This is a genomic window from Pseudomonas fluorescens HK44, assembly GCF_000217955.3.
Classification (GTDB): Bacteria; Pseudomonadota; Gammaproteobacteria; order Pseudomonadales; family Pseudomonadaceae; genus Aquipseudomonas; species Aquipseudomonas fluorescens_AQ.
The window spans coordinates 12951-32296 of the sequence record NZ_AFOY02000016.1; the positions used below are offsets into that span (position 1 = coordinate 12951).

Annotated in this window: 22 protein-coding genes; 13 read left to right on the top strand and 9 right to left on the bottom strand. The window is 60.0% G+C overall.

Features of this window, described 5'->3' with window-relative positions; genetic code table 11:
* The first annotated feature begins 94 nt into the window (after nucleotides 1-94).
* From HK44_RS20320 to HK44_RS20330, 3 genes are all read left to right on the top strand, one after another.
* Nucleotides 95-373 (top strand): hypothetical protein, encoded by a 279-nt coding sequence (locus HK44_RS20320; RefSeq protein WP_019692948.1) that lies wholly within the window; start codon nucleotides 95-97, stop codon nucleotides 371-373.
* 97 nt (nucleotides 374-470) lie between these two features.
* On the top strand, nucleotides 471-1238 hold the full coding sequence (locus HK44_RS20325; protein ID WP_019692947.1) for a CHAD domain-containing protein: 768 nt from the start codon (nucleotides 471-473) through the stop codon (nucleotides 1236-1238).
* Between the two features lie 122 nt (nucleotides 1239-1360).
* Nucleotides 1361-2158 (top strand): acyl-CoA thioesterase, encoded by a 798-nt coding sequence (locus HK44_RS20330; RefSeq protein ID WP_019692946.1) that lies wholly within the window; start codon nucleotides 1361-1363, stop codon nucleotides 2156-2158.
* Nucleotides 2159-2163: 5 nt separating this feature from the next.
* Here the strand turns inward: HK44_RS20330 and HK44_RS20335 are convergent, their stop codons facing one another.
* Nucleotides 2164-2526 (bottom strand): Mpo1-like protein, encoded by a 363-nt coding sequence (locus HK44_RS20335; protein WP_019692945.1) that lies wholly within the window; start codon nucleotides 2524-2526, stop codon nucleotides 2164-2166.
* Between the two features lie 247 nt (nucleotides 2527-2773).
* On the opposite strand from HK44_RS20335, the gene HK44_RS20340 reads away from it, so the two are divergent.
* The gene (locus HK44_RS20340; protein WP_024264761.1) at nucleotides 2774-3799 is read left to right on the top strand and encodes an IS110 family transposase; all 1026 of its coding nucleotides are present in this window, start codon (nucleotides 2774-2776) and stop codon (nucleotides 3797-3799) included.
* A 278-nt stretch (nucleotides 3800-4077) separates the two neighbouring features.
* On the opposite strand, the gene HK44_RS20345 is transcribed toward HK44_RS20340, so the two are convergent.
* Both HK44_RS20345 and HK44_RS20350 read right to left on the bottom strand, forming a co-directional pair.
* Complete coding sequence (locus HK44_RS20345) at nucleotides 4078-5559, bottom strand: methyl-accepting chemotaxis protein (RefSeq protein ID WP_024265093.1); 1482 nt, start codon at nucleotides 5557-5559, stop codon at nucleotides 4078-4080.
* 101 nt (nucleotides 5560-5660) lie between these two features.
* Nucleotides 5661-6467, bottom strand: coding sequence for a TatD family hydrolase (locus tag HK44_RS20350; protein WP_019692943.1), 807 nt, complete (start codon nucleotides 6465-6467; stop codon nucleotides 5661-5663).
* Between the two features lie 233 nt (nucleotides 6468-6700).
* On the opposite strand from HK44_RS20350, the gene HK44_RS20355 reads away from it, so the two are divergent.
* From HK44_RS20355 to HK44_RS20365, 3 genes are all read left to right on the top strand, one after another.
* Nucleotides 6701-8122, top strand: coding sequence for a transglycosylase SLT domain-containing protein (locus tag HK44_RS20355; RefSeq protein WP_019692942.1), 1422 nt, complete (start codon nucleotides 6701-6703; stop codon nucleotides 8120-8122).
* A 103-nt stretch (nucleotides 8123-8225) separates the two neighbouring features.
* Entirely contained in the window at nucleotides 8226-8660 is a 435-nt protein-coding gene (locus HK44_RS20360; RefSeq protein WP_019692941.1) for a DoxX family protein, read from the top strand.
* Between the two features lie 249 nt (nucleotides 8661-8909).
* Complete coding sequence (locus tag HK44_RS20365; RefSeq protein ID WP_019692940.1) at nucleotides 8910-9218, top strand: hypothetical protein; 309 nt, start codon at nucleotides 8910-8912, stop codon at nucleotides 9216-9218.
* On the opposite strand, the gene greB is transcribed toward HK44_RS20365, so the two are convergent.
* Genes greB through HK44_RS20380 form a run of 3 tightly spaced genes read right to left on the bottom strand, consistent with a single transcriptional unit; the run spans nucleotide 9215 to nucleotide 12937 of the window.
* Nucleotides 9215-9712 (bottom strand): transcription elongation factor GreB, encoded by a 498-nt coding sequence (gene greB, locus HK44_RS20370; protein ID WP_019692939.1) that lies wholly within the window; start codon nucleotides 9710-9712, stop codon nucleotides 9215-9217. The two genes, HK44_RS20365 and greB, sit on opposite strands and share 4 nt — an antisense overlap.
* A gap of 34 nt (nucleotides 9713-9746) precedes the next feature.
* The gene (locus tag HK44_RS20375) at nucleotides 9747-12251 is read right to left on the bottom strand and encodes an ABC transporter permease (RefSeq protein ID WP_019692938.1); all 2505 of its coding nucleotides are present in this window, start codon (nucleotides 12249-12251) and stop codon (nucleotides 9747-9749) included.
* The gene (locus HK44_RS20380) at nucleotides 12251-12937 is read right to left on the bottom strand and encodes an ABC transporter ATP-binding protein (RefSeq protein ID WP_019692937.1); all 687 of its coding nucleotides are present in this window, start codon (nucleotides 12935-12937) and stop codon (nucleotides 12251-12253) included. The genes HK44_RS20375 and HK44_RS20380 overlap by 1 nt, the downstream gene beginning before the upstream one ends.
* Nucleotides 12938-12947: 10 nt before the next feature.
* Here HK44_RS20380 and HK44_RS20385 point away from each other — a divergent pair, with 10 nt between their 5' ends.
* The 3 genes from HK44_RS20385 to HK44_RS20395 all read left to right on the top strand — a co-directional run bounded on the left by HK44_RS20385 (nucleotide 12948) and on the right by HK44_RS20395 (nucleotide 14978).
* Nucleotides 12948-13553: an arylesterase gene (locus tag HK44_RS20385; RefSeq protein WP_019692936.1), complete on the top strand. Its 606-nt coding sequence runs from the start codon at nucleotides 12948-12950 to the stop codon at nucleotides 13551-13553.
* Between the two features lie 58 nt (nucleotides 13554-13611).
* The gene (locus tag HK44_RS20390) at nucleotides 13612-13905 is read left to right on the top strand and encodes a hypothetical protein (protein ID WP_019692935.1); all 294 of its coding nucleotides are present in this window, start codon (nucleotides 13612-13614) and stop codon (nucleotides 13903-13905) included.
* A gap of 104 nt (nucleotides 13906-14009) precedes the next feature.
* A complete protein-coding gene (locus HK44_RS20395) occupies nucleotides 14010-14978 on the top strand; it encodes a L,D-transpeptidase family protein (RefSeq protein ID WP_019692934.1) in 969 nt (322 codons plus the stop codon).
* 125 nt (nucleotides 14979-15103) lie between these two features.
* On the opposite strand, the gene oprI is transcribed toward HK44_RS20395, so the two are convergent.
* The gene (gene oprI / locus HK44_RS20400) at nucleotides 15104-15355 is read right to left on the bottom strand and encodes an outer membrane lipoprotei OprI (RefSeq protein WP_002553018.1); all 252 of its coding nucleotides are present in this window, start codon (nucleotides 15353-15355) and stop codon (nucleotides 15104-15106) included.
* Between the two features lie 636 nt (nucleotides 15356-15991).
* Here oprI and HK44_RS20405 point away from each other — a divergent pair.
* Nucleotides 15992-16273 (top strand): GNAT family N-acetyltransferase, encoded by a 282-nt coding sequence (locus tag HK44_RS20405; RefSeq protein WP_019692933.1) that lies wholly within the window; start codon nucleotides 15992-15994, stop codon nucleotides 16271-16273.
* Nucleotides 16274-16336: 63 nt separating this feature from the next.
* On the opposite strand, the gene HK44_RS20410 is transcribed toward HK44_RS20405, so the two are convergent.
* A complete protein-coding gene (locus tag HK44_RS20410; protein WP_019692932.1) occupies nucleotides 16337-17413 on the bottom strand; it encodes a 3-deoxy-7-phosphoheptulonate synthase in 1077 nt (358 codons plus the stop codon).
* A 144-nt stretch (nucleotides 17414-17557) separates the two neighbouring features.
* Nucleotides 17558-17989 carry a hypothetical protein gene (locus HK44_RS20415; RefSeq protein ID WP_019692931.1) on the bottom strand — a complete coding sequence of 144 codons (432 nt, stop codon included), beginning with the start codon at nucleotides 17987-17989 and terminating at the stop codon, nucleotides 17558-17560.
* Between HK44_RS20415 and HK44_RS20420 the strand changes: the two genes are divergently transcribed.
* Nucleotides 17988-18374, top strand: coding sequence for a thioredoxin family protein (locus tag HK44_RS20420; protein ID WP_019692930.1), 387 nt, complete (start codon nucleotides 17988-17990; stop codon nucleotides 18372-18374). The two genes, HK44_RS20415 and HK44_RS20420, sit on opposite strands and share 2 nt — an antisense overlap.
* Nucleotides 18371-19333 carry a putative 2-dehydropantoate 2-reductase gene (locus tag HK44_RS20425; RefSeq protein ID WP_019692929.1) on the top strand — a complete coding sequence of 321 codons (963 nt, stop codon included), beginning with the start codon at nucleotides 18371-18373 and terminating at the stop codon, nucleotides 19331-19333. Before HK44_RS20420 ends, HK44_RS20425 begins: the two co-directional genes overlap by 4 nt.
* The last annotated feature ends 13 nt before the right edge of the window (nucleotides 19334-19346 follow it).

The following is a 19346-nucleotide window of genomic DNA, read 5'->3' on the forward strand; positions in this document are numbered from 1 at the left end:
CGGGCGCTATAGTTTCCATGGGGAACCAAGGCACTTTTTGCAGCATTGGCCGTCTTACCTGCACGATTGTTTTTTATACCTCGAGGAATCATTGATGAAAGCCTGGATCTGTCTGCCGTTGATCGTGTTGGTGCTTGCCGGTTGCGCAGGAAAATCTGCTTACCGCGACAGTTGCGGTAGTCAACTGGACGCCGCCTGGCAGGAGCTGGACATTGCCAAGGCCGAAGGTTTCGCTGGCACCGTGAGTTACTCCAAGGCGCTTTCGCTGCTGACCGGGGCCAAGACCCAGCAGCAGTTCGAGGCCTATGAGGGCTGCACTAAAAAAGCCGAGAAGGCACGCTTCTATATTCGCGAATCCCGCGCAGGGCGTTGAATCCACCATAACCTTGCGCACTGTCGGCACCCGGTTTTACCGCCAGCATGGGCGTAAACTTGCGATCTGATGTTGGTTGTCGACTTGGGAGAGAGCGATGTCTGCGTTGGTGAATCGGTTGGTGGCCAAGGTGTTGGGGCTGGAAGTGCGTTTGCTGGCCTGCCAGGCGCGCTTGAGCGTCAGCACCGACTCTGAAGCGCTGCATGACTTGCGCACGACGGTTCGCCGTTTGCGCAGCTTGTTGCGGCCATTGCGCGGTTTACCCGGTGTCGAGCAGCTTGAGGCAGCAGCGTCAGGCGTTGGAAGCCTGACAACGCCGTTACGCGACCGTGAGGTATTGGCGGCGTACTTGCTGGCACACGGTCAAGCGGACGCGGCCAAGCGCCGAATGGTGCAAATGGCGCAAGCCTATCCGGTTGTGGCTGGTAGCCCGGAACTGGCGCAGCTATTGATGATCCTCGACGCCTTCCCGCGCTTTTTGCGTGCCTCCCAGCGTCAAGGCTTGCTCAAGGGCTTGCGTGCACGCATCGAGAAACGTCTGGCCAAACAATTGAAAGCGCTGGATATGGCCCTGCACGATCCCGCGCATGACCGCCATCGCCTGCGTCTGTTGATCAAACGCGTGCGCTATGCGATCGAAGCCTATCCGGAACTGGATCGCTTGCCCACAGCTGCCATGCCGCGTCTCAAGTCGGCACAAGAAGCGCTCGGCGACTGGCACGATTGCTGGCAATGGTTGGCCCGTGCCGAGCACGAGCCCGACTTGCTGCCTTGCGTGGCCGTCTGGCGGGCAACCATGACCAAGGCTGAAGGTCGCGCCGATCGGGTGCTCGACAAACTCATATCGGCTTGCTTCAAAGCCTGACGTGGATTGCCTTTCGTCGCCGTTGGCGGCCTATCTGTCAGCCTCTTTGGCCGGAATAGGCGCTGTACAGGCACTGCTGGCTGGTTAACATCCTTCGATCCTTTTCCAGCCTTGAGGTTTCCATGCGCTTTTCCGATTTGCTCGACGCCGTGCGCCGTTCGCCACATGAGCTGTCTATTCCGGTGGAATGGGCCCAGGGCCGCGCAAGTTTCGGCGGTCTGGTCGCGGCGTTGCAGTACGAAGCCATGCGCGCGAAAGTCCCGGTGGATCGCCCGGTGCGTTCATTGGCGATCACCTTTGTCGGTCCGGTCGAACCGGGTGTGCCCGTGAATTTTGAAGTGGATGTACTGCGCGAAGGCAAAGCGGTCAGCCAGGTGCTGGGACGAGCGGTGCAGAACGGCCAGGTGGTGACCCTGGTTCAGGGCAGCTTTGGCGCCTCGCGTCCCTCCGAGGTCGAGGTGGTGGCTGCGCCCGCGCCCGAGATGAAACACTGGGATGATTGCCAGGAGTTGCCCTACATCAAAGGCGTGACGCCTGAGTTCATGCGACACCTGGCGATGCGTTGGAGTGTCGGCGGTCTGCCGTTCACCGGTAATAAATCCCGGGAGATGGGCGGCTGGGTTCGCTTGCGTGGCGATGTCAAGGACGAGCCGGTCACCGAGGCGCACATTCTGGCGCTGGTGGATGCCTGGCCTCCGGCGTTGTTGCCGCACCTGAAGAAACCGGCGGCGGGCAGCACCCTGACCTGGACCATCGAATTCGTTCAGCCGTTGCAGGCGTTGAGCACGCTGGACTGGTGCAAATATCTCGTTGAAATCGAACATGCGCGTGACGGATATGGCCACGCCGCTGCAGCGCTGTGGAGCACCGAAGGGCAGTTGATTGCGCTGAGCCGGCAGACAGTGACTATTTTTGCGTAAACCCCTTAGCGGTGATGGCGCTTGCGCCAGGCGCGCCACCAGCCGCCGCTGAGGACAAAACGCGGGAACGTCAGGAATTGCTCGACCAGCAAGCGCGACACCGCATCCTTGCGATCACTGAACGGCTCGGAGGCTTGCGCCTCCAGGCTGTGACCGTGACGTTGCAAGCCAAGCGCGGCGAGCAGACCGACGACCCCGATGGCGACGTTCAGAATACTCAGGCCGAACACCCCGGAAACGATCAACAGAAAGGCCACGATAAACAGCGGCACGGCAATCAGGTGCAACACCAGATTGGTCGGGTGCCGGTGGTTTTGCGGGTACATGCGCCATTGCCAGGCGGGAAGGTTGGGGTGACGTTTGCCCATGTGGGTAATCCTCGATCCGTGTTGAACACATGATTGAAGGATAGGTGGGGCGAGGGTCGTCGGCGAATCAAGGCTGGCTATCGGTGTGATAGGTGTCATGGCCAACATTGATGTTGACTGGTCTGGCGCTATCGCGAGCAGGCTCGCTCCCACAGGAGTACGCATTCCAATAATGAAATGGCTACCCCCGCCGCCCCCTGTGATCGCCCACTAAGCTTTCGCAGGGGGCTCATCGGAGACCGTTGCCATGAACAAAGTAGCTATTGCCGCCATCGATCTGGGAAAACACTCTTTCCATCTACACGCGCAAGATGATCGTGGTCATGAGCTTTACCGCAAAAAGTTTACTCGTGCGGCGCTCATGCAGCACCTGATGAATCTCGAACCCTGCACCGTTGTGATGGAAGCCTGCGGCGGAGCCCACTTCATGGCGCAGGAGGTCGCGAAGCTGGGACATACGCCCAAGCTCATTGCCCCGCATCTCGTACGCCCTTACGTGAAAAGCAACAAAAACGACTTCGCTGATGCCGAGGCGATCTGCGAGGCGGCGACTCGTCCAACAATGCGCTTTGTACACCCCAAAACCCAGGCTCAGCAGCTGCTGGCCATGCTCAACTCGACACGCGATTCGTTCATCAAAGAGCGCACCGCGACCGTCAATCGGATTCACGCAGCGCTTTTGGAGGTCGGCGTCAGTCTGGCCACAGGCTTCAAGCCCATCAAAGAACTGCCCGCTCGGCTTGAAGCGAGTTCAATTCCTGTGCCCATCAAAAAACTTCTGACGAGGTTGCAGGAGCACTTCACCTATCTGGATGGGCAGATCAAGACGCTGGACAAGGAAGTGGAATGCCAGGCCGCCGAAGATGATCTGGCGGCTCGTTTGATGACCATGCCCTGCGTAGGCCCGATCACCTCCAGCGTCCTGGCTGCCGAATTGGGCGATGGCAAGCAGTTCAAATGCGGCCGAGGCTATTCGGCCTCAATCGGGCTGATACCCAAACAGCATTCTACGGGCGGCAAGACCGTCCTGCTGGGCATCAGCAAGCGAGGTGATCGCAACCAGCGGCGCCTGCTTGTCCAATGTGCCCGTGTTTACCTGATGCAACTGGACCGACAGAAAGGCTGGCTGGCGGACTGGGTCCGGCAGCTATTGGCCCACCATCACTCCAACCATGTGGTCTGCGCGCTGGCCAACAAGCTGGCAAGGATCGCCTGGGCGATTGCTGCCCACCACACTGAATTTGATGCAGGGCCAACCGCGATGAACGCCTGACCCTGCTGTCACCCGAGCACCACCCACCTGGTTTTGCGATGCTGGATAACAGATGACGTGAACGGCTAACCGGCCTGACGACAACCCTGAGCTCCCACACGGCTGAAAGGCCGTTCGAATAATTAGGATCGTTAGGCATCGATTCTCATCGAGGCGCGGGGTTGCCACCCCACACAGACGCCGGATAGATGAAAGCAAGCCAAACACGCATCAAAAACAGTATTGCAGAAAAGGGGGTAACCATAGATGTGGGAGCGAGCCTGCTCGCGATGGGGTCCTCAAAGCTTCAACTGCCCGATCGCCTTGCTCAACTCACCCGCCAGCGTCGCCAGTTCATTGCTGGTGGTGGCCGAATCCACGGTCTGCTGCACGGTGTTCTCGGTGACGTCCCGGATGCTCACCACCGCGCGGTTCATTTCCTCTGCCACCTGGCTCTGCTGTTCCGCCGCCACGGCAATCTGTGTGTTGCTTTCACGCATCTGCGCTACGGCACCGGTGATCTCTGCCAGCGCAGCGCCAGCCTCTTGAGCCTGCTGCACGCAGTCGTCGGCCTTGAATGAGCTTTCCTGCATGAAGTCCACCGCATCTCGTGTACCGGCTTGCAGCGCGGAGATCATGCTGGTGATTTCGTCAGTGGAGGTCTGGACACGCTTGGCCAGATTACGCACTTCATCGGCGACCACCGCAAAACCCCGGCCCATTTCCCCGGCGCGCGCGGCTTCGATGGCGGCGTTCAGGGCCAGCAGGTTGGTTTGCTCGGCGATGCTGTGAATCACGCTGACCACGCCGTTGATTTTCTGGCTGTCTTCGGCGAGACGCTGAATCATCTCGGCGGTTTGCTGCACCCCGGTGGACAGCCCGGCGATGGACTGCTGTACCCGGCTGACCACTTCCTGGCCACTGCCGGCGAGGGTGTCGGCAGTTTGCGAGAGGTCGCGAGTGGCGCCGGCATGTTGAGCGATGTGATAGACCGTGGCCGACATCTCATTGATCGCGGTGGCGGCCTGATCGGTTTCGCTTTGCTGGCCGAGCATGCCGTGGCGTACGTCGTTCATGCTGGCGGCCAGGCGCGCCGCGCCGACATCCAGTTGGCGGGCGGTATGGGCCACAGTGTTGACCACGCGCTGGTAGCCGGCCTGCATGGCGTTGAAGGCGCCGGCCATCTGACCCACCTCATCGGTGCAAGACAGCGGCACGCGAGCGGACAGGTCGCCGGTTTTTTCGACGTGCAGCATCACGTCCTTGAGGGTGTTGAGTTGGGCGAGCAGAAAACGGATCAACAGTTGCGAGGCGCCGAGCATCGCCAACATCAGGATGAACACGGCCGCCGCGTAGTTGGCGAATCGTTCGCTGAACACCTGACTCAAACTCGGGCCATAGGCCAGAACGGCAATCTGTTCACCATTGGCGCGTGATAGCACCTGGGCACCGATCAACGGGTTCTCGCCAAACAGTGGCATGTCATTGAGGTCGACCCAGCCGTTGGCGTTGTTCAACTCGGGTAATGGCTGTTGGTTCAGCAGGGGGATCTGGCCTTTGCCGAAGCTCAGGAAATGCTCGGCTTCAGGCAAGGCCTGGCCGACCGGCCAGCCGCTGATGAGCCGCGCTTGAGCGACCGCCGACTGTTGTGAGGCCTGGTTGCGTGCTTGTTGCTCCAGCTGCACGGCATACAGCACCAGCAACAGGGTGGTGACGAAGGCGACCGCGTTGACCGCCCAGAATTTGTATTTCAGCGAAATATTGCTAAGCCAGGCACCCATGGAGGTCTTCTCTGATAGCGGAAACAGTATTGGCAAGGTGCCAGTATTGTGCCGCTATTCAGTGAAGGGCTTTTTGATGTGGATCAATGAGGAAGGCGGGCTCACTCAACCGACGGCAAGCCAAAAAACGCTCGCGCACACGCGGTGCTGTGGGCCGCTACGTCTTCCAGGCTTTCGCCACGGTGCAAGGCCACCTCACGCAGCACTTCGGTCAGATACGCCGGTTCATTGCGCCCATTCTTGGGCTTGGGGCGCAGGCTGCGGGGCAACAGGTACGGCGCGTCGCTTTCGAGCATCAAGCGCCCAGGCGGAATCTCGCGGACCAGCGGGTGCAGGTGAGTGCCGCGGCGTTCGTCACAGATCCAGCCGGTGATGCCGATATGCAGGTCGAGGTCCAGGTAGCTGAACAGCGCCCGCTTCTCGCCGGTAAAGCAATGCACCACGGCGGCCGGTAGCTGATCGCGGTAGTCGCGCAGGATTTCCAGCAGGCGCTGGCTGGCATCGCGCTCATGGAGGAACACCGGCAATTGCAGTTCGACGGCCATTGCCAGGTGCTCTTCGAGCACTTTTTCCTGTTGCGGACGGGGCGAGAAGTCACGATTGAAATCCAGCCCGCATTCGCCGACCGCCCGAACGTTTGGCTCTTTGAGCAAACTGCGCAAGCGCTGAGCGCTGTCGGCATTCCAGTCACTGGCCGAATGTGGGTGGATACCGGCGGTGGAGAACAACCGCTGCCCGGTTTCGTCCAGTTGCTGGCACAGATCCAGGGCCTGTTCACTGCCTTCGACACTGGTGCCGGTGAGCACCAATTGGCAGACGCCAGCGGCATAGGCGCGGTCGAGTACCGTCTGGTGTTTGTCGGCGAAACTGGGGTTGGTCAGGTTGACGCCGATATCGATGAGTTGCATGGTGTGACCCTAGCCTTTGGCCGGAAAGCATACCAGAGCTGTAGATTTATAATAAAAATCAAGAACTACAAAGAGTTAAAGCTGTCTTTTGATGCCGGAAGAGAGCTTCGACGAGCCGGTTGGCCGTCGCGGCTGCACTCTTTCGCACTCTGCCAGCGCTCCAGGCGCTCTGTTTCTGTCGACCCGCGGCTCGAAATATCGAGACGTTGGACAGTATTCTTTCCGGAGAACGGATGACACGACTCCAGGTTTTGCTAGTGCTGTGCTTGTCGATGCTGCTGCCGATGCCGGCCGTTGCGCGATTGGCGGGTCCCTTGGAAGCCGTTCAGTCGGGCAAGGTCCGCGATCTGGCGGAAATTCGCGGCAGCCGTGTGCTGCGGGTGCTGGTCAATCAAAGCCGCAACAGCTCCGGCGAGGTCCAGGGCCAGACCATCGGCGTTGAGTACCATCGTCTGCGAGCCTTCGAACAGTACCTCAATGGCCATGCCCGTGACGGCCAGGAAATCTCCCTCAAGATCATCCCCAAAGCCAAGGATCAATTGCTCGGCGCGTTACAGCGTGGCGAGGGTGACCTGGTAGCACCGGGGGAGTTGCTCGATGCGCAGTCCGCGCACGCGGTCAGTGCCAGCGAGCCGATTGGCGCAAACGTGCCGTTGCTGCTGGTGGGGATCAAGGGCGAGCGCCGCTATACGCGCCTTGAACAACTTTCCGGAAAAACCCTGGCCCTGCCCACCGGTAGCGCGGCCGGTGAGGCGATCAACCAGATCAATCAGAAGCTGGCGCTGCGCAAGCTGCCACCGGTCAAGGTCGAATGGGTCGACCCGAGCCTGGCGGTCGAAGACGTGCTGGAGATGGTGCAGGGCGGGATTTTTCACCTGACCATCGTCGAGCAACCGATTGCCGAGCGCTGGGGGAAAATCCTGCCCAAGCTGCGTTTCGATCGGCAGGTGGTCATCAGCGAGCCGGGCAAGGAGTACTGGTTCGTCCGTCGTGATGCCTCGATGTTGCGAGCGAGCATTGATCGCTTCCTGCAAGCCTATAAGACCCCGTCTGATGAGGATGTGGCTTTCCTGCGTATTTACCGACGCTTGTACCAGGTTCACTATCCACTGGATCGCGCCGACCGCCAACGTCTTGAGAAGCTGCGCCCGGTCCTGCAAAAGCACGCCCGCGAACAGGGCATGGACTGGTTGAACCTGGCGGCACTGGCGTTCAAGGAATCGGCGCTTGAGCCAAGCACCCGCAGCGGCAGTGGCCCTACCGGGTTGATGCAAATTACCCCGTCGGCGGCGCAGCGGGTCGGGGTCAATAACATTCAGTCCGTGGACAGCAATGTGCAGGCCGGGGCCAAGTACCTGGCGCTTATCCGTCGCAAGTTTTTCGCCAGCCCCAAGCTCAATGAGCGTGAGCGCATGGCTTTCGTTCTGGCGGCCTACAACCTTGGACCGGAACGTGTCCAGGGGATGCGTGCCGAGGCCCGGCGCCGCGGATTGAACCCCAATCAGTGGTTTTTCCAAGTCGAGCGTATTGCCGTGGAGCAGGTGGGAATGGGTCCTGTCAGCTATGTTAATAGTGTGAATAAATACTTTTTGGCATATGACCGGGAGCGGGAGTCGTTGGAGCCTCAAGGGCAGAAAATTGTCTCGCGCAAATGATCGACTAAACTGATTGTTATGGCGGGGTTTTTGCGCTTTTAACATTATGTTTACTGATTAATATGGCGGTCAACCAACACACACTTACACTGGATGACATAACATGAGCACACTGATCAACAAGGTACTGTCCACCCGTGCTGGCTACGGCCTGACTGTTCTGCGGATCTTCGTCGGCGTCATCTTCGCTGCCCACGGCTCACAGAAACTCTTCGGCATGTTCGGCGGTTATGGCATAGCCGGCACCGCGCAGTACATGGAAAGCATCGGCCTGGCACCAGGTCACCTGATGGCAATCCTGGCCGGTGGTACCGAGTTCTTCGCCGGTCTGGCGCTGATCATTGGCCTGCTGGTACGCCCGGCTGCGCTAGGGCTGACCTTCCTCTCTCTGGTCGCCATTTTATCGGTGCACATCCACAACGGTCTGTTCATGGCCAACAATGGTTATGAATTCGCCCTGGCCTTGCTCGGCGGCAGCATCGCCGTACTGATCGAAGGCGCCGGCAAGCTGTCGGCAGACCGTGCCATCACCGGCTGACCGCTCTGACTCAACCAAAAGACCCGCCTGTGCGGGTCTTTTTTTTGTTGCGCGAGAATCTTGACACTGTCCTGTCGGCTTCTCTAGGATGTTTGCCATGCGCCGATTTAAACAGCTACTTGCGGGGCGCCAGGTAACTCATCCAGTTGCCGACAGAAGCTTGAAACAGGCTTCGAAATACCGCTAAAGCGCTGGTTCGGTGTTGCCTCTCACCTGCCATGCAGACTTTTGAGGCAGAGACACGACACGATGAATGCACTACGCCCCCCAGTACGTCCCGCGCCGATCACGGCACACCTGACCCAGCGCAATCCAAAAATCCTCCTTGGCGGTAATCATCAGCCGACGCTGCTGCGTTATCTCGATGGCTGGCCACGCCGTACCGGCGGCCCGGCAGCGTTTCTGATCCAGTTTGTCGAAGACGGCGAATCGTTGGCGCGTTTTGCCAGCGACAGCTTCGATCTGGCGGTGATCCAGTCGCCCAGCGCCGAAGACGCAGCCGAAGTAATCAGGCAATTGACGCGTGTTGCGCGCCAAGGGTTGATTACCCGTCGCTAGGGATAGTCGATTGCGACGATATACACAAACTGCTCGCCGGTAGGCGTCTGCACCCGGACCTCGGCATCCAGCGCCTTGCCGATCAAGGCCCGCGCCAGCGGTGAGTCGATGCTGATCAGGCCTAGTTTGAGGTCAAGCTCATCCGGGCCGACGATGCGATAGCGCGACTCTTTGCCGTGTTCATCTTCGATGGTCACCCAGGCCCCGAAGTAGACCTTGTTCGGGTCACTGGGTTTTTCGCTGACAACTTTGAGCGCTTCCAGCCGCTTGGTGAGAAACCGCACGCGGCTGTCGATCTCGCGCAGCATCTTTTTGCCGTAGGTGTACTCGGCGTTTTCAGAGCGGTCGCCCTGCGCAGCAGCCTCGCTGACGGATTGGGTCACCTGGGGGCGGCGTACATGCCAGAGTTCATGGAACTCGGCACGCATCCGCGCTTCGCCCTCGGGCGTGATGAGGGCAGTGCCGGCGGTGCGAGGAGGGCGATAGCGGCTCATTGCGGTTTCTTTTGGTCAGGAGGCATCAAGTTTATCAACCCTCGCGCAAGACTGTCAGGGGGCTGGCATTCAGCGCCCGACGAGTGCCGAACACGCCCGCACCGCCGATCAGCAATGCGCCAATGACTGGCAGCCACAGCAGCCACGGATGCGGATGCCAGGCCAGATCGAACGCATAGCGGTAAAGCACCAGGCTCACCAGTTCCGAGCCAAGTGCTGCGAGCAAACCGCTGACCGCACCGAGCAAGCCAAACTCGATCCGTCGTGCCTTGACCAACAACTGCCGTTCGGCGCCCAGAGCACGTAGCAATGCACCTTGGCGAATGCGCTCGTCGAGCGTCGCCTGCAAGCCGGAAAACAGCACCGCCATGCCGGCCGCCAGCACGAACAACAACACGTACTCGACCGCCAGGGTGACTTGCTCAAGGATACTGCGCAGCTGCGCCAGCAAGGCTTCGACCTGCAGAATGGTCACCGCCGGGAACGCCCGCGCCAGGTCGATGATCTGTTGGTCATGACCGGCCGCCAGGTAAAAACTGGTCAGGTACGTGGCCGGCAGGTCTTTCAAGGTGCCGGGCTGGAAGATCATGAAGAAGTTCGGCTGGAAGTTGTCCCAGTTGATCTTGCGCAGGCTCGTGACCTGCGCCTCGCGGTTGACCCCACCGACGGTGAAAACCAGATGATCGCCGAGCTTGAGCTTCAGGCTCTCGGCCACTTTGCCTTCCACCGAAACACCAGGTACGTCGCCTGTTGGTTGCGCAGACCACCAGCTACCGGCCGTGATGCTGTTGCCGGCGGGCAGGTCGGCAGCCCAGGTCAGGCTCAGATCGCGCTGGATGGCACGATCACCTTCAGTGTCCTTGCTGACGATGCCTTGCACCGGCTCGCCGTTGATGCTGATCAGCCGTCCCGGCACCACCGGGTAGAGCGGCGCGGATTGAGCGGACAGTTCAATCAGGCGATCAGTGAAGGCCTGTTTGTCGGCGGGCAAGATATTCAGTGCGAAGTAGTTGGGGGCGTTCTTTGGCAACTGGTTTTGCCAGGTGTCCAGCAATTCACCACGTAGCAGGGCGATCAGCGCCATCGACAACAGAATCAAACCGAAGGCCAGCGATTGTCCCGCCGCCGCCAGCGGGTGACGCAGCAATTGGCCCAGCCCCAGTCGCCATGGCAATGAGGCACGGGCCAACAGACGCCGCAGGCTGTTGAGTACCAGCAGCAACAGGCCGCCGAGGACCAGTGCGGCGATGACACCGCCACCAAGCAGGGCGAAGGTCAGTAGCAGGTCCAGGCTCAAGCGCCACATGATCAGACCCAAGGCTGCCAGTGCGGTGCCGTAAACCATCCAGGTGCTTGAAGGGATTGGCAGTATGTCGCGGCGCAGTACCCGCAGCGGTGGAACGCGACCCAGTGCCGCCAGTGGCGGCAGGGCGAATCCGGCGAGTGCGACCAGGCCGGTGCCGATTCCGGCGACGGCCGGCAGCAGCCCGCCGGGCGGTACATCGCTGGGCAGCAATTCACCCAGCAAGGCGAACAACCCCAACTGCGCGAGCCAGCCAAGGAGGGCACCGCTGAGGCTGGCCAGCAGGCCGAGCACAGTCAGTTGTACGCTGAACAGCAGCAGGGTTTCCCGACGCGACAAACCCAGGCAACGCAGCAGCGCGCTGGCGTCGAAACGGCGGGTGGCGAAACGGGTGGCCGAGAGCGCCACCGCAACGCCGGACAACAGCACCGCGACCAGGCTGGCCATGTTTAAGTAACGTTCGGCTTTGCCCAGGGCTCCGCCGATTTGCCGGTTGCCGTCGCGGGCGTCCTGCAGGCGCTGGTTGGCGGCCAGCCCCGGTTTGATCAGCTGTCGATAGGTTTCCAGGGCCGGTGCCGTGCCGCGCCAGAGTTCGTGGTAACTGACCCGGCTGCCGGGCTGCACCACGCCGGTGGCCGCCAGATCGGCGAGATTGATCATCACCCGGGGCGTGAGGCTGTAGAAGTTGCCGGCACGGTCCGGTTCATAGGTCAGCACGCGGGTCAGGTGCAGGCTTTTCATGCCGACGTCGATGGTGTCACCGACTTTCAGGTTCAGCGCCGTCAGCAGGCGCGCCTCGGCCCAGGCTTCGCCCGGTTTCGGACTTCCTCCGGCCTCTTCGGGAGCGAACGGAGCGGGCGCGCTTTTCAGTTGGCCGCGCAGTGGATAGACCCCGTCGACCGCTTTGATGCTCGACAGCTGAATGCCGTTGTCGGTGGCGATGACGCTGGAAAACTCCACCACTTGCGCGTGTTGCAGCCCCAGCTCCTTGCCGGATTGTATTTGTTCCGGGCGAGCGGGCGAGCTGCCTTCCAGCAGCATATCCGCGCCCAGGAACTCGGTGGCGCGCAGCAGCATGGCACCGTTCAGGCGGGCGCCGAAGTAGCCGATGGCGGTACTCGCCGCCACGGCGACCAGCAGGGCGAAGAACAACACCCGCAGCTCACCGGCGCGGGCATCGCGCAGCAATTGGCGAATGGCGAGGCTGAACAGGCGCAACAGCGGCAAACGTGCCATCAAGGCTCCAGAGGGTCGACGACCAGCAGGCCGGCTTCAAGGCGGATCAGGCGGTGGCAGCGGTGTGCCAGGCGTTCGTCGTGAGTCACCAGGACCAGGGTCGTGCCGCTTTCTTTATTGAGTTCGAAGAGCAGATCGCTGATGTGCTCGCCGGTGTGCGTGTCGAGGTTGCCGGTGGGCTCATCGGCAAACAGCACATCGGGTTCGGCGGCAAATGCCCGGGCGATTGCCACGCGCTGCTGTTCGCCGCCAGAGAGCTGGCGTGGCGAATGGCTCAGGCGTTGGCCCAGGCCGACGCGACGCAGCAGTTCGGTGGCGCGTTCGCGGGCGTCTTTGCGGCCGTCCAGCTCAAGCGGCAACATGACGTTTTCCAGGGCGTTGAGGCTGTCGAGCAACTGGAACGACTGGAACACAAAGCCGACATGCTCGGCGCGTATCCGCGCGCGCTGGTCTTCATCCAGCTTGCTCAGGGCTTGCCCGGCAAGGGTGACTTCGCCGCTGCTGGGCAGGTCGAGGCCGGCCAGCAGGCCGAGCAGGGTGGATTTGCCTGAACCGGAACTGCCGACGATGGCCAGGCTGTCGCCCCTGTTCAGTTCCAGGCTGAGTTCGTGCAGGATGGTCAGTTCACCTTCCGCGCTGGGAACCACTTTGCTAAGGTTCCGCGCAGTGAGAATGCTTGCGCCCATGGAGAGTCCGATGCGTGTGTGGTTTTTGAGTGCTGGCCTGGCCTTGATGTGCATGGCCCAGAACGCAGCGGCGGGTACAGTCCTGATCGTTGGCGATAGTATCAGCGCGGCTTTCGGCCTGGATACCCGGCAAGGGTGGGTGTCGTTGCTTGAGCAGCGGCTCAAGCACGAAGGTTTCACCGAGACGGTGGTCAATGCGTCCATCAGTGGCGACACCAGTGCCGGCGGCCAGGCACGCCTGCCGGCGCTGCTTGCGGAGCATAAGCCTGAGGTGGTGATTCTCGAGTTGGGGGGCAACGACGGGCTGCGTGGATTGCTGCCAACGCAATTGCAACAAAATCTTGCGTCGATGATCGACAACGCCAGGGCCAGCGGTGCCAAGGTGCTGTTGCTCGGTATGCAACTGCCACCCAATTATGGGGCGCGTTACAACGAGGCTTTCGCGAAGGTCTACAGCGATCTGGCCGACGAGAAAAAAGTCCCGCTGGTGCCGTTTTTTCTTCAGGGAATCGGCGGGAATCCCGAGCTGATGCAGACCGATGGCATTCACCCGGCGGTCGCGGCCCAGGGCAAGTTGCTGGAAAATGTCTGGCCTACGCTAAAACCGCTGTTATGACGCTTTTCTAGCGGCAGTCTTTCGGCTAATGTGGCGCCCCCCTGATTTGGAGCCCCCGATGCCGCGTCCTGCCTGGTCCCTGTTTGCCTACCAACTGATCGAGCCTGACGAACAGCTGGATCTGTTCGCCTGCCAGGAAGTCCGGGTGCATCTGGTGACGCGTCAACTGGAGTTGGGCGGTTCGGCCGACCGTACCCTGTGCGGCACTTTGCTGCCGGCACAACCGCGCTGGTCGAGCGTCGACCGGACGGTGTTCCAGGACCAGCGACTGTGCTCGCTGTGCCGGGCGATTCTGGAGTCGCAAAAGCGCGGTACATCGCCGATCTGGCCTGAGTTGCGCTTCGAGCTGTAAAGCCCCCCAAAGGGCAGTCCATCGACCTGGCTCCCCGAATTCGGGGGCTTCGGTGTACAATCTTGCCCCCATACCCTCTGTTGATCATACGAAGGATGTTCCGGATGTTGCCGCGCTTTCCTGCCGTCACCCGCTACTTGTCTCTTGCCGCCTTGTGTGTAGCGGGTCCCGTTGCAGCATTGGAGCTGCCTTTGCCGCCGCCGGGCGAAGATATCGTCGGCCAGGTGCAAACAGTCAAAGCCAAGTACGAAGACACCTTTGCCGATCTGGGCACCACCTACGATCTGGGCTACCTGGAAATGGTCGCCGCCAACCCGGGCGTCGATCCGTGGTTGCCAGGTGCTGGTACCGAAGTCGTATTGCCAACGCGCTTCATCCTGCCACCAGGCCCGCGTGAAGGCATCGTGATCAACCTGGCCGAGTATCGCCTCTACTATTACCCGAAAGGCCGGAACGTGGTGTACACCTTCCCGCTGGGTATCGGTCGTGAAGGCTGGGGCTCGCCCATCGCCCACACCAGCATCACTGCCAAAACACCGAACCCGACCTGGACCCCTCCAGCCTCGATCAAGGCCGAACACGCCGCCGATGGCGATCCGCTGCCAAACGTCGTGCCGGCCGGCCCGGACAACCCTCTGGGGCCGTTCAAGTTCACGCTGGGCACACCGGGCTACCTGATTCACGGTTCGAACAAGAAGTTCGGCATTGGCATGCGTACCAGCCATGGCTGCTTCCGCATGTTCAACAACAATGTGCTGGAAATGGCCGGCATGGTGCCGGTGGGAACGTCGGTGCGGATCCTCAACGACCCGTACAAGTTCGGCATGAGTGGCGGCAAGGTTTACCTGGAAGCGCATACGCCGCTGGACGACACTGGCAACCCGTCGGTGGTCGACAAGCACACTGCGGTGATCAATGCTTTGCTCAAGCGTGAAGATCTGGCCAAAAACCTGCGCATGAACTGGGATGTGGTGCGCGACGTGGTCGCCGCTGAAGATGGCATGCCGGTGGAAATCGCTGTACCGAATACCTCCACTCCTGTGGCGTCGGCTGTACCGATCGACCTGCAGTAAGCGCTTCAAACGACCCGCCGAGGCCTCATGGCGTCGGCGGGTTTTTTATTGCCCTCGGTAAAACCCGGGCAAAAAAAAAGCCGACCCAAAAAATGGATCGGCTTGATAACAATCCCGAAGGACTATTACTTGCGGCTAGCTTTGTCCAGCATGCGCAGAGCACGCTCGTTAGCTTCGTCAGCAGTCTGTTGTGCTTTTTGAGCAGCAGCCAGAGCTTCATCAGCTTTACGGTAGGCTTCGTCTGCACGAGCCTGGGAGCGAGCTGCTGCGTCTTCAGTAGCAGTCAGACGTGCTTCGGTTTCTTTCGATACGCTGCTGCAACCGGTAGCCAGAACTGCGGCCAGAGCCAGAGCAGAGAATTTCAGAACGTTGTTCATCGTGTTCCCCTTCAAGGACTTTCTATTAAGTAGCTGTCTCCTCAGAGTGAGGAAATAGCCGGCGTACATACTACCCATTACTTGTAGTAAGTAAACTGACGTAGCGCAAGAAGCAAAAAAAATTGTAGGCGCGGAATCTTTTTCGAGCAACTTTTAATCGTGTTGTATAAAAATTACTCAGCTGGGAAGCCCGTCCTGAGCGACCTGCTGGTATAGCTGACTGATGCTGGCGGCTGTTTCACACTCTAGAGCCAAAGTCGCTCTATATCGATTCGTCTACACTTTTGTTCAGAATTTGCGCAGCGGCTCACGCCTCTTTCGTGCATGTAGAGGTGACTTTAACAAGCCTGGCTCGTCTTAAGTCTCAACATCCGGCAATGTTCAGGCTATCGACCAGGGGAGATGTTCGGTCGAGCCGCTGCTACGTGCCCTGCGCTGAGTCAGTGCAATCGACGTGATGACAAGTGCGCCTTGAGCATTTCAGCCTTTGGTGCCTACTATTCGATATGTGTCCGGTTGCGCGGGATGGGTGCAGTTCTTCTCGGTGTCCAAACAGACACGGGGTGGCGTAGAGGTTCCTTCGCCGGGAAAACATCGGTAAGGTAGGGGTCAGTTCAAGACCCGCGAGGAGTAGTGATGAGCGAGGCGTTGTCCATCCACCATGACCAGGCTGGTCATCAGTTCGAGACCAATGTGGACGGTCATCGTGCCTACCTGACCTATATGGATCTGGGGAAACAGACCCTGGATATCTATCGTACTTTCGTGCCCAACGCGTTGCGTGGTCGCGGTATTGCGGCGGCGTTGACCGAACAGGCGCTGCAGTACGCCGAGGAAATGGGCTACACAGTCATTCCATCGTGCTCCTACGTGGAGCGCTACATGGAGCGTCACCAGCGGCACGCGGCCAAGCTCTGATCAGGATCACCGAATAAAAAAACGCCGGGCTTGGCCCGGCGTTTTTGTGTGCGCTGAATGTGGTCAGGTGCGTTGACGTTTCGGCAGCACATCCTTGAGCTTGGCATGCATGCTGCGCAAGGTGTTTTCGGTAGCGGTCCAATCGATGCAGGCGTCGGTGATCGACACGCCGTATTGCAACTCGGCGAGGTCTTTCGGAATCGCCTGGCAGCCCCAGTTCAAATGGCTTTCGACCATCAGACCGATAATCGACTGGTTGCCTTCGAGGATCTGGTTGGCCACGTTCTCCATCACCAGCGGTTGCAGTGCCGGGTCCTTGTTGGAGTTGGCGTGGCTGCAATCGACCATGATGTTCGGCTTGATCTTCGCCTTGTTCAGCGCTTGCTCGCAGAGCGCGACGCTGACCGAATCGTAGTTCGGTTTGCCGTTGCCGCCGCGCAGCACTACGTGACCGTAGGCGTTGCCTTTGGTGGTGACGATCGACACACCACCTTCCTGGTTGATCCCCAGGAAGCGGTGCGGGCTGGAAACCGATTGCAGGGCGTTGATGGCAACCGTCAGGCCACCGTCGGTGCCGTTCTTGAAGCCGACTGCCGAGGAAAGGCCCGAAGCCATTTCACGGTGAGTCTGGGATTCGGTGGTGCGCGCGCCAATCGCCGACCAGCTGATCAGGTCCTGCAGGTACTGTGGCGAGATCGGGTCAAGGGCTTCGGTCGCCGTCGGCAGGCCCATCTCGGCCAGGTCCAGCAGCAACTGACGGCCAATGTGCAAGCCGTCCTGAATCTTGAACGAGTCATCCAGGTACGGGTCGTTGATCAGGCCTTTCCAGCCGACGGTGGTCCGTGGTTTCTCGAAATAGACTCGCATGACCAGATACAGGGTATCGGACACTTCAGCGGCGAGTACCTTGAGGCGCTCGGCATATTCGTGTGCAGCCTTGATGTCGTGGATCGAGCAAGGCCCGATAACGACGAACAGGCGGTGGTCGGTGCCATCCAGGATATTGCGAATCACTTCGCGGCCCTTGGTCACGGTGTGCAGGGCAGCATCGCTCAGGGGGATATCACGCTTGAGCTGGTCAGGAGTGATCAGCGTCTCGTTGGAGGCGACGTTTAGGTCATTGATCGGTAAATCAGCCATCGTGTTACTCGTCAGGTCACGGGTGCCGGCCGCCAGCGATCCCCGCGCGGCGGAGCACAGCATGATTTAAGCGCAGCGGGGAGCAGAACCTTAGCGCGTTACGCGGTTGCTCGACAATGGGCAGGCGCGGGTTTAATCCGGCGCTTACTGCGCAAAGGCCTGTCGAACCGTCTCATGGGAGTACTCGGTGGCATGCTGGTCGAGCCATTTGAGGGCCAACGCCTCGATGCCTTGCTGTTCGACCTGGGGCTTTTGCTGACGGCAAAAACGTTCAATCTGGCAGACCTGCTCGCCCATCCGTGCTTTGAACAGGGTCTGTTCGTCAATGATCGCGATGCCGACCAGATAACCGTGCTTTCGTCGCAGGCACCAGGCCACATAGCCCAGATAACAGACATTTTCGCTCAGGGTCGGCATTCGCACTTCCAGTGCCGTTCCTTTGCGCCAGGCGCGGTGGTAATTGCAAGCCACGCCTCCGAGACTGATAGTGTGCAGTTCTTGCCGAGAAATACACTGATGCTTGCGCAACGTTAACTCGACAGGCACATCGTCAGGATGAGGAATAAAGCGCCCCATGAACACAGACTCCAAGTGTCGGTCATTCGACAGTGCTTCTCCCAGTATAGTGGTCGAATGCGAGCTGACTGATTTCGATGCCGACCAGCGGTTGTTGGCGATGAGCGGTGTGTCGCTGGTGATTTTTACCAGCGTCGGCTGTTCCGGTTGCCGCTGGGCGCGCCAGCAGTTGCCGGAACTGGAGCTTGATGTCGATCAGTTGTGCTGGATCGACGCGGGGAACAACGGTGGCGCGGTAGAGCGTTATCAGGTCTTTCATTTGCCCGCGCTGTTTGTCGTGCGCGATGGCGAGTTTTATGGGGCGCTACAGTCGCGCCTGGCCCGCACCGAGCTGAATGCTGCACTGGGGCAGGCGCTGAGTCGAAATCCAGAGGAGTTGCCATGACGGGCACAGCAGTTGAAAAACCGAGAATCGGCATTATCGGCACCGGGGCAATCGGTGGCTTTTACGGCATGATGCTGGCGCGGGCCGGGTTCGATGTGCACTTTCTGTTGCGCAGCGAGTTTTCAGCGGTCGCCGAGCGCGGCCTGCAACTCAACAGCGCGCCCTATGGTGCGTTGACCTTGAATCCGCTTCAGGCGTATTCGTCGGCCGACGATATGCCGCTGTGCGACTGGCTGCTGGTCGGCGCGAAAACCACCAGTAACGCCGAGCTCGCACCGACGATCATCAAGGCTGCGGCGCCGGGGGCGAAAGTCCTGCTGCTGCAAAATGGCCTGGATGTCGAAGACAGCCTGCGCGATCTGTTGCCCGACTCACTGCACTTGTTGGGCGGGTTGTGCTTTATCTGTGTGCACCGCGCGGGGCCCGGAGTGATCGAGCATCAGGCACTCGGTGCGGTAAACGTGGGGTATCACAGTGGGCCGGCGCTTGATGACGAGACGGCCCGTCAGGCGATTGTCGAGCAGGGGGCGGGGCTGTTTCGTACCGCCGGTCTTGAATCGCAGGCGATGGCTAACCTTCAGCAGGCGCGCTGGCAAAAACTGGTCTGGAATGTTCCTTACAACGGTTTATCGGTCTTGCTCGGCGCGAGCACGACACCGCTGATGGCCGATGACAGCAGCCGCGAACTGATTCAGGCGTTGATGGCCGAAGTGGTGAAGGGCGCACTTGCCTGTGGCCACAGCATGCCGCCGGGGTATGCCGAGCACCTGTTCAAGGTCACTGAAAAAATGCCCGACTACTGGCCGAGCATGTACCACGACTACCAGCATAAACGGCCACTGGAACTGGCAGCGATTTATGCGCGGCCATTGGCAGCCGCCAACGCCGCCGGTTGCGAGTTGCCGAAAATCGAGGCCTTGTATCAGGCCTTGAGTTTTGTCGATCGGCATAACGGTTAAGTCGTTTCACCCG

Excerpts from the sequence above, each read along its gene's own strand:
- HK44_RS20410 (WP_019692932.1), bottom strand. The coding sequence starts at position 17,413 with ATGGCTGATTTACCGATCAATGACCTAAACGTCGCCTCCAACGAGACG.
- HK44_RS20320 (WP_019692948.1), top strand. The coding sequence starts at position 95 with ATGAAAGCCTGGATCTGTCTGCCGTTGATCGTGTTGGTGCTTGCCGGT.
- HK44_RS20390 (WP_019692935.1), top strand. The coding sequence starts at position 13,612 with ATGCCGCGTCCTGCCTGGTCCCTGTTTGCCTACCAACTGATCGAGCCT.
- HK44_RS20425 (WP_019692929.1), top strand. The coding sequence starts at position 18,371 with ATGACGGGCACAGCAGTTGAAAAACCGAGAATCGGCATTATCGGCACC.
- HK44_RS20360 (WP_019692941.1), top strand. The coding sequence starts at position 8,226 with ATGAGCACACTGATCAACAAGGTACTGTCCACCCGTGCTGGCTACGGC.
- HK44_RS20330 (WP_019692946.1), top strand. The coding sequence starts at position 1,361 with ATGCGCTTTTCCGATTTGCTCGACGCCGTGCGCCGTTCGCCACATGAG.
- HK44_RS20365 (WP_019692940.1), top strand. The coding sequence starts at position 8,910 with ATGAATGCACTACGCCCCCCAGTACGTCCCGCGCCGATCACGGCACAC.
- oprI (WP_002553018.1), bottom strand. The coding sequence starts at position 15,355 with ATGAACAACGTTCTGAAATTCTCTGCTCTGGCTCTGGCCGCAGTTCTG.
- greB (WP_019692939.1), bottom strand. The coding sequence starts at position 9,712 with ATGAGCCGCTATCGCCCTCCTCGCACCGCCGGCACTGCCCTCATCACG.
- HK44_RS20415 (WP_019692931.1), bottom strand. The coding sequence starts at position 17,989 with ATGGGGCGCTTTATTCCTCATCCTGACGATGTGCCTGTCGAGTTAACG.
- HK44_RS20335 (WP_019692945.1), bottom strand. The coding sequence starts at position 2,526 with ATGGGCAAACGTCACCCCAACCTTCCCGCCTGGCAATGGCGCATGTAC.
- HK44_RS20405 (WP_019692933.1), top strand. The coding sequence starts at position 15,992 with ATGAGCGAGGCGTTGTCCATCCACCATGACCAGGCTGGTCATCAGTTC.
- HK44_RS20385 (WP_019692936.1), top strand. The coding sequence starts at position 12,948 with ATGCGTGTGTGGTTTTTGAGTGCTGGCCTGGCCTTGATGTGCATGGCC.
- HK44_RS20395 (WP_019692934.1), top strand. The coding sequence starts at position 14,010 with ATGTTGCCGCGCTTTCCTGCCGTCACCCGCTACTTGTCTCTTGCCGCC.
- HK44_RS20420 (WP_019692930.1), top strand. The coding sequence starts at position 17,988 with ATGAACACAGACTCCAAGTGTCGGTCATTCGACAGTGCTTCTCCCAGT.
- HK44_RS20375 (WP_019692938.1), bottom strand. The coding sequence starts at position 12,251 with ATGGCACGTTTGCCGCTGTTGCGCCTGTTCAGCCTCGCCATTCGCCAA.
- HK44_RS20325 (WP_019692947.1), top strand. The coding sequence starts at position 471 with ATGTCTGCGTTGGTGAATCGGTTGGTGGCCAAGGTGTTGGGGCTGGAA.
- HK44_RS20345 (WP_024265093.1), bottom strand. The coding sequence starts at position 5,559 with ATGGGTGCCTGGCTTAGCAATATTTCGCTGAAATACAAATTCTGGGCG.
- HK44_RS20350 (WP_019692943.1), bottom strand. The coding sequence starts at position 6,467 with ATGCAACTCATCGATATCGGCGTCAACCTGACCAACCCCAGTTTCGCC.
- HK44_RS20340 (WP_024264761.1), top strand. The coding sequence starts at position 2,774 with ATGAACAAAGTAGCTATTGCCGCCATCGATCTGGGAAAACACTCTTTC.
- HK44_RS20355 (WP_019692942.1), top strand. The coding sequence starts at position 6,701 with ATGACACGACTCCAGGTTTTGCTAGTGCTGTGCTTGTCGATGCTGCTG.
- HK44_RS20380 (WP_019692937.1), bottom strand. The coding sequence starts at position 12,937 with ATGGGCGCAAGCATTCTCACTGCGCGGAACCTTAGCAAAGTGGTTCCC.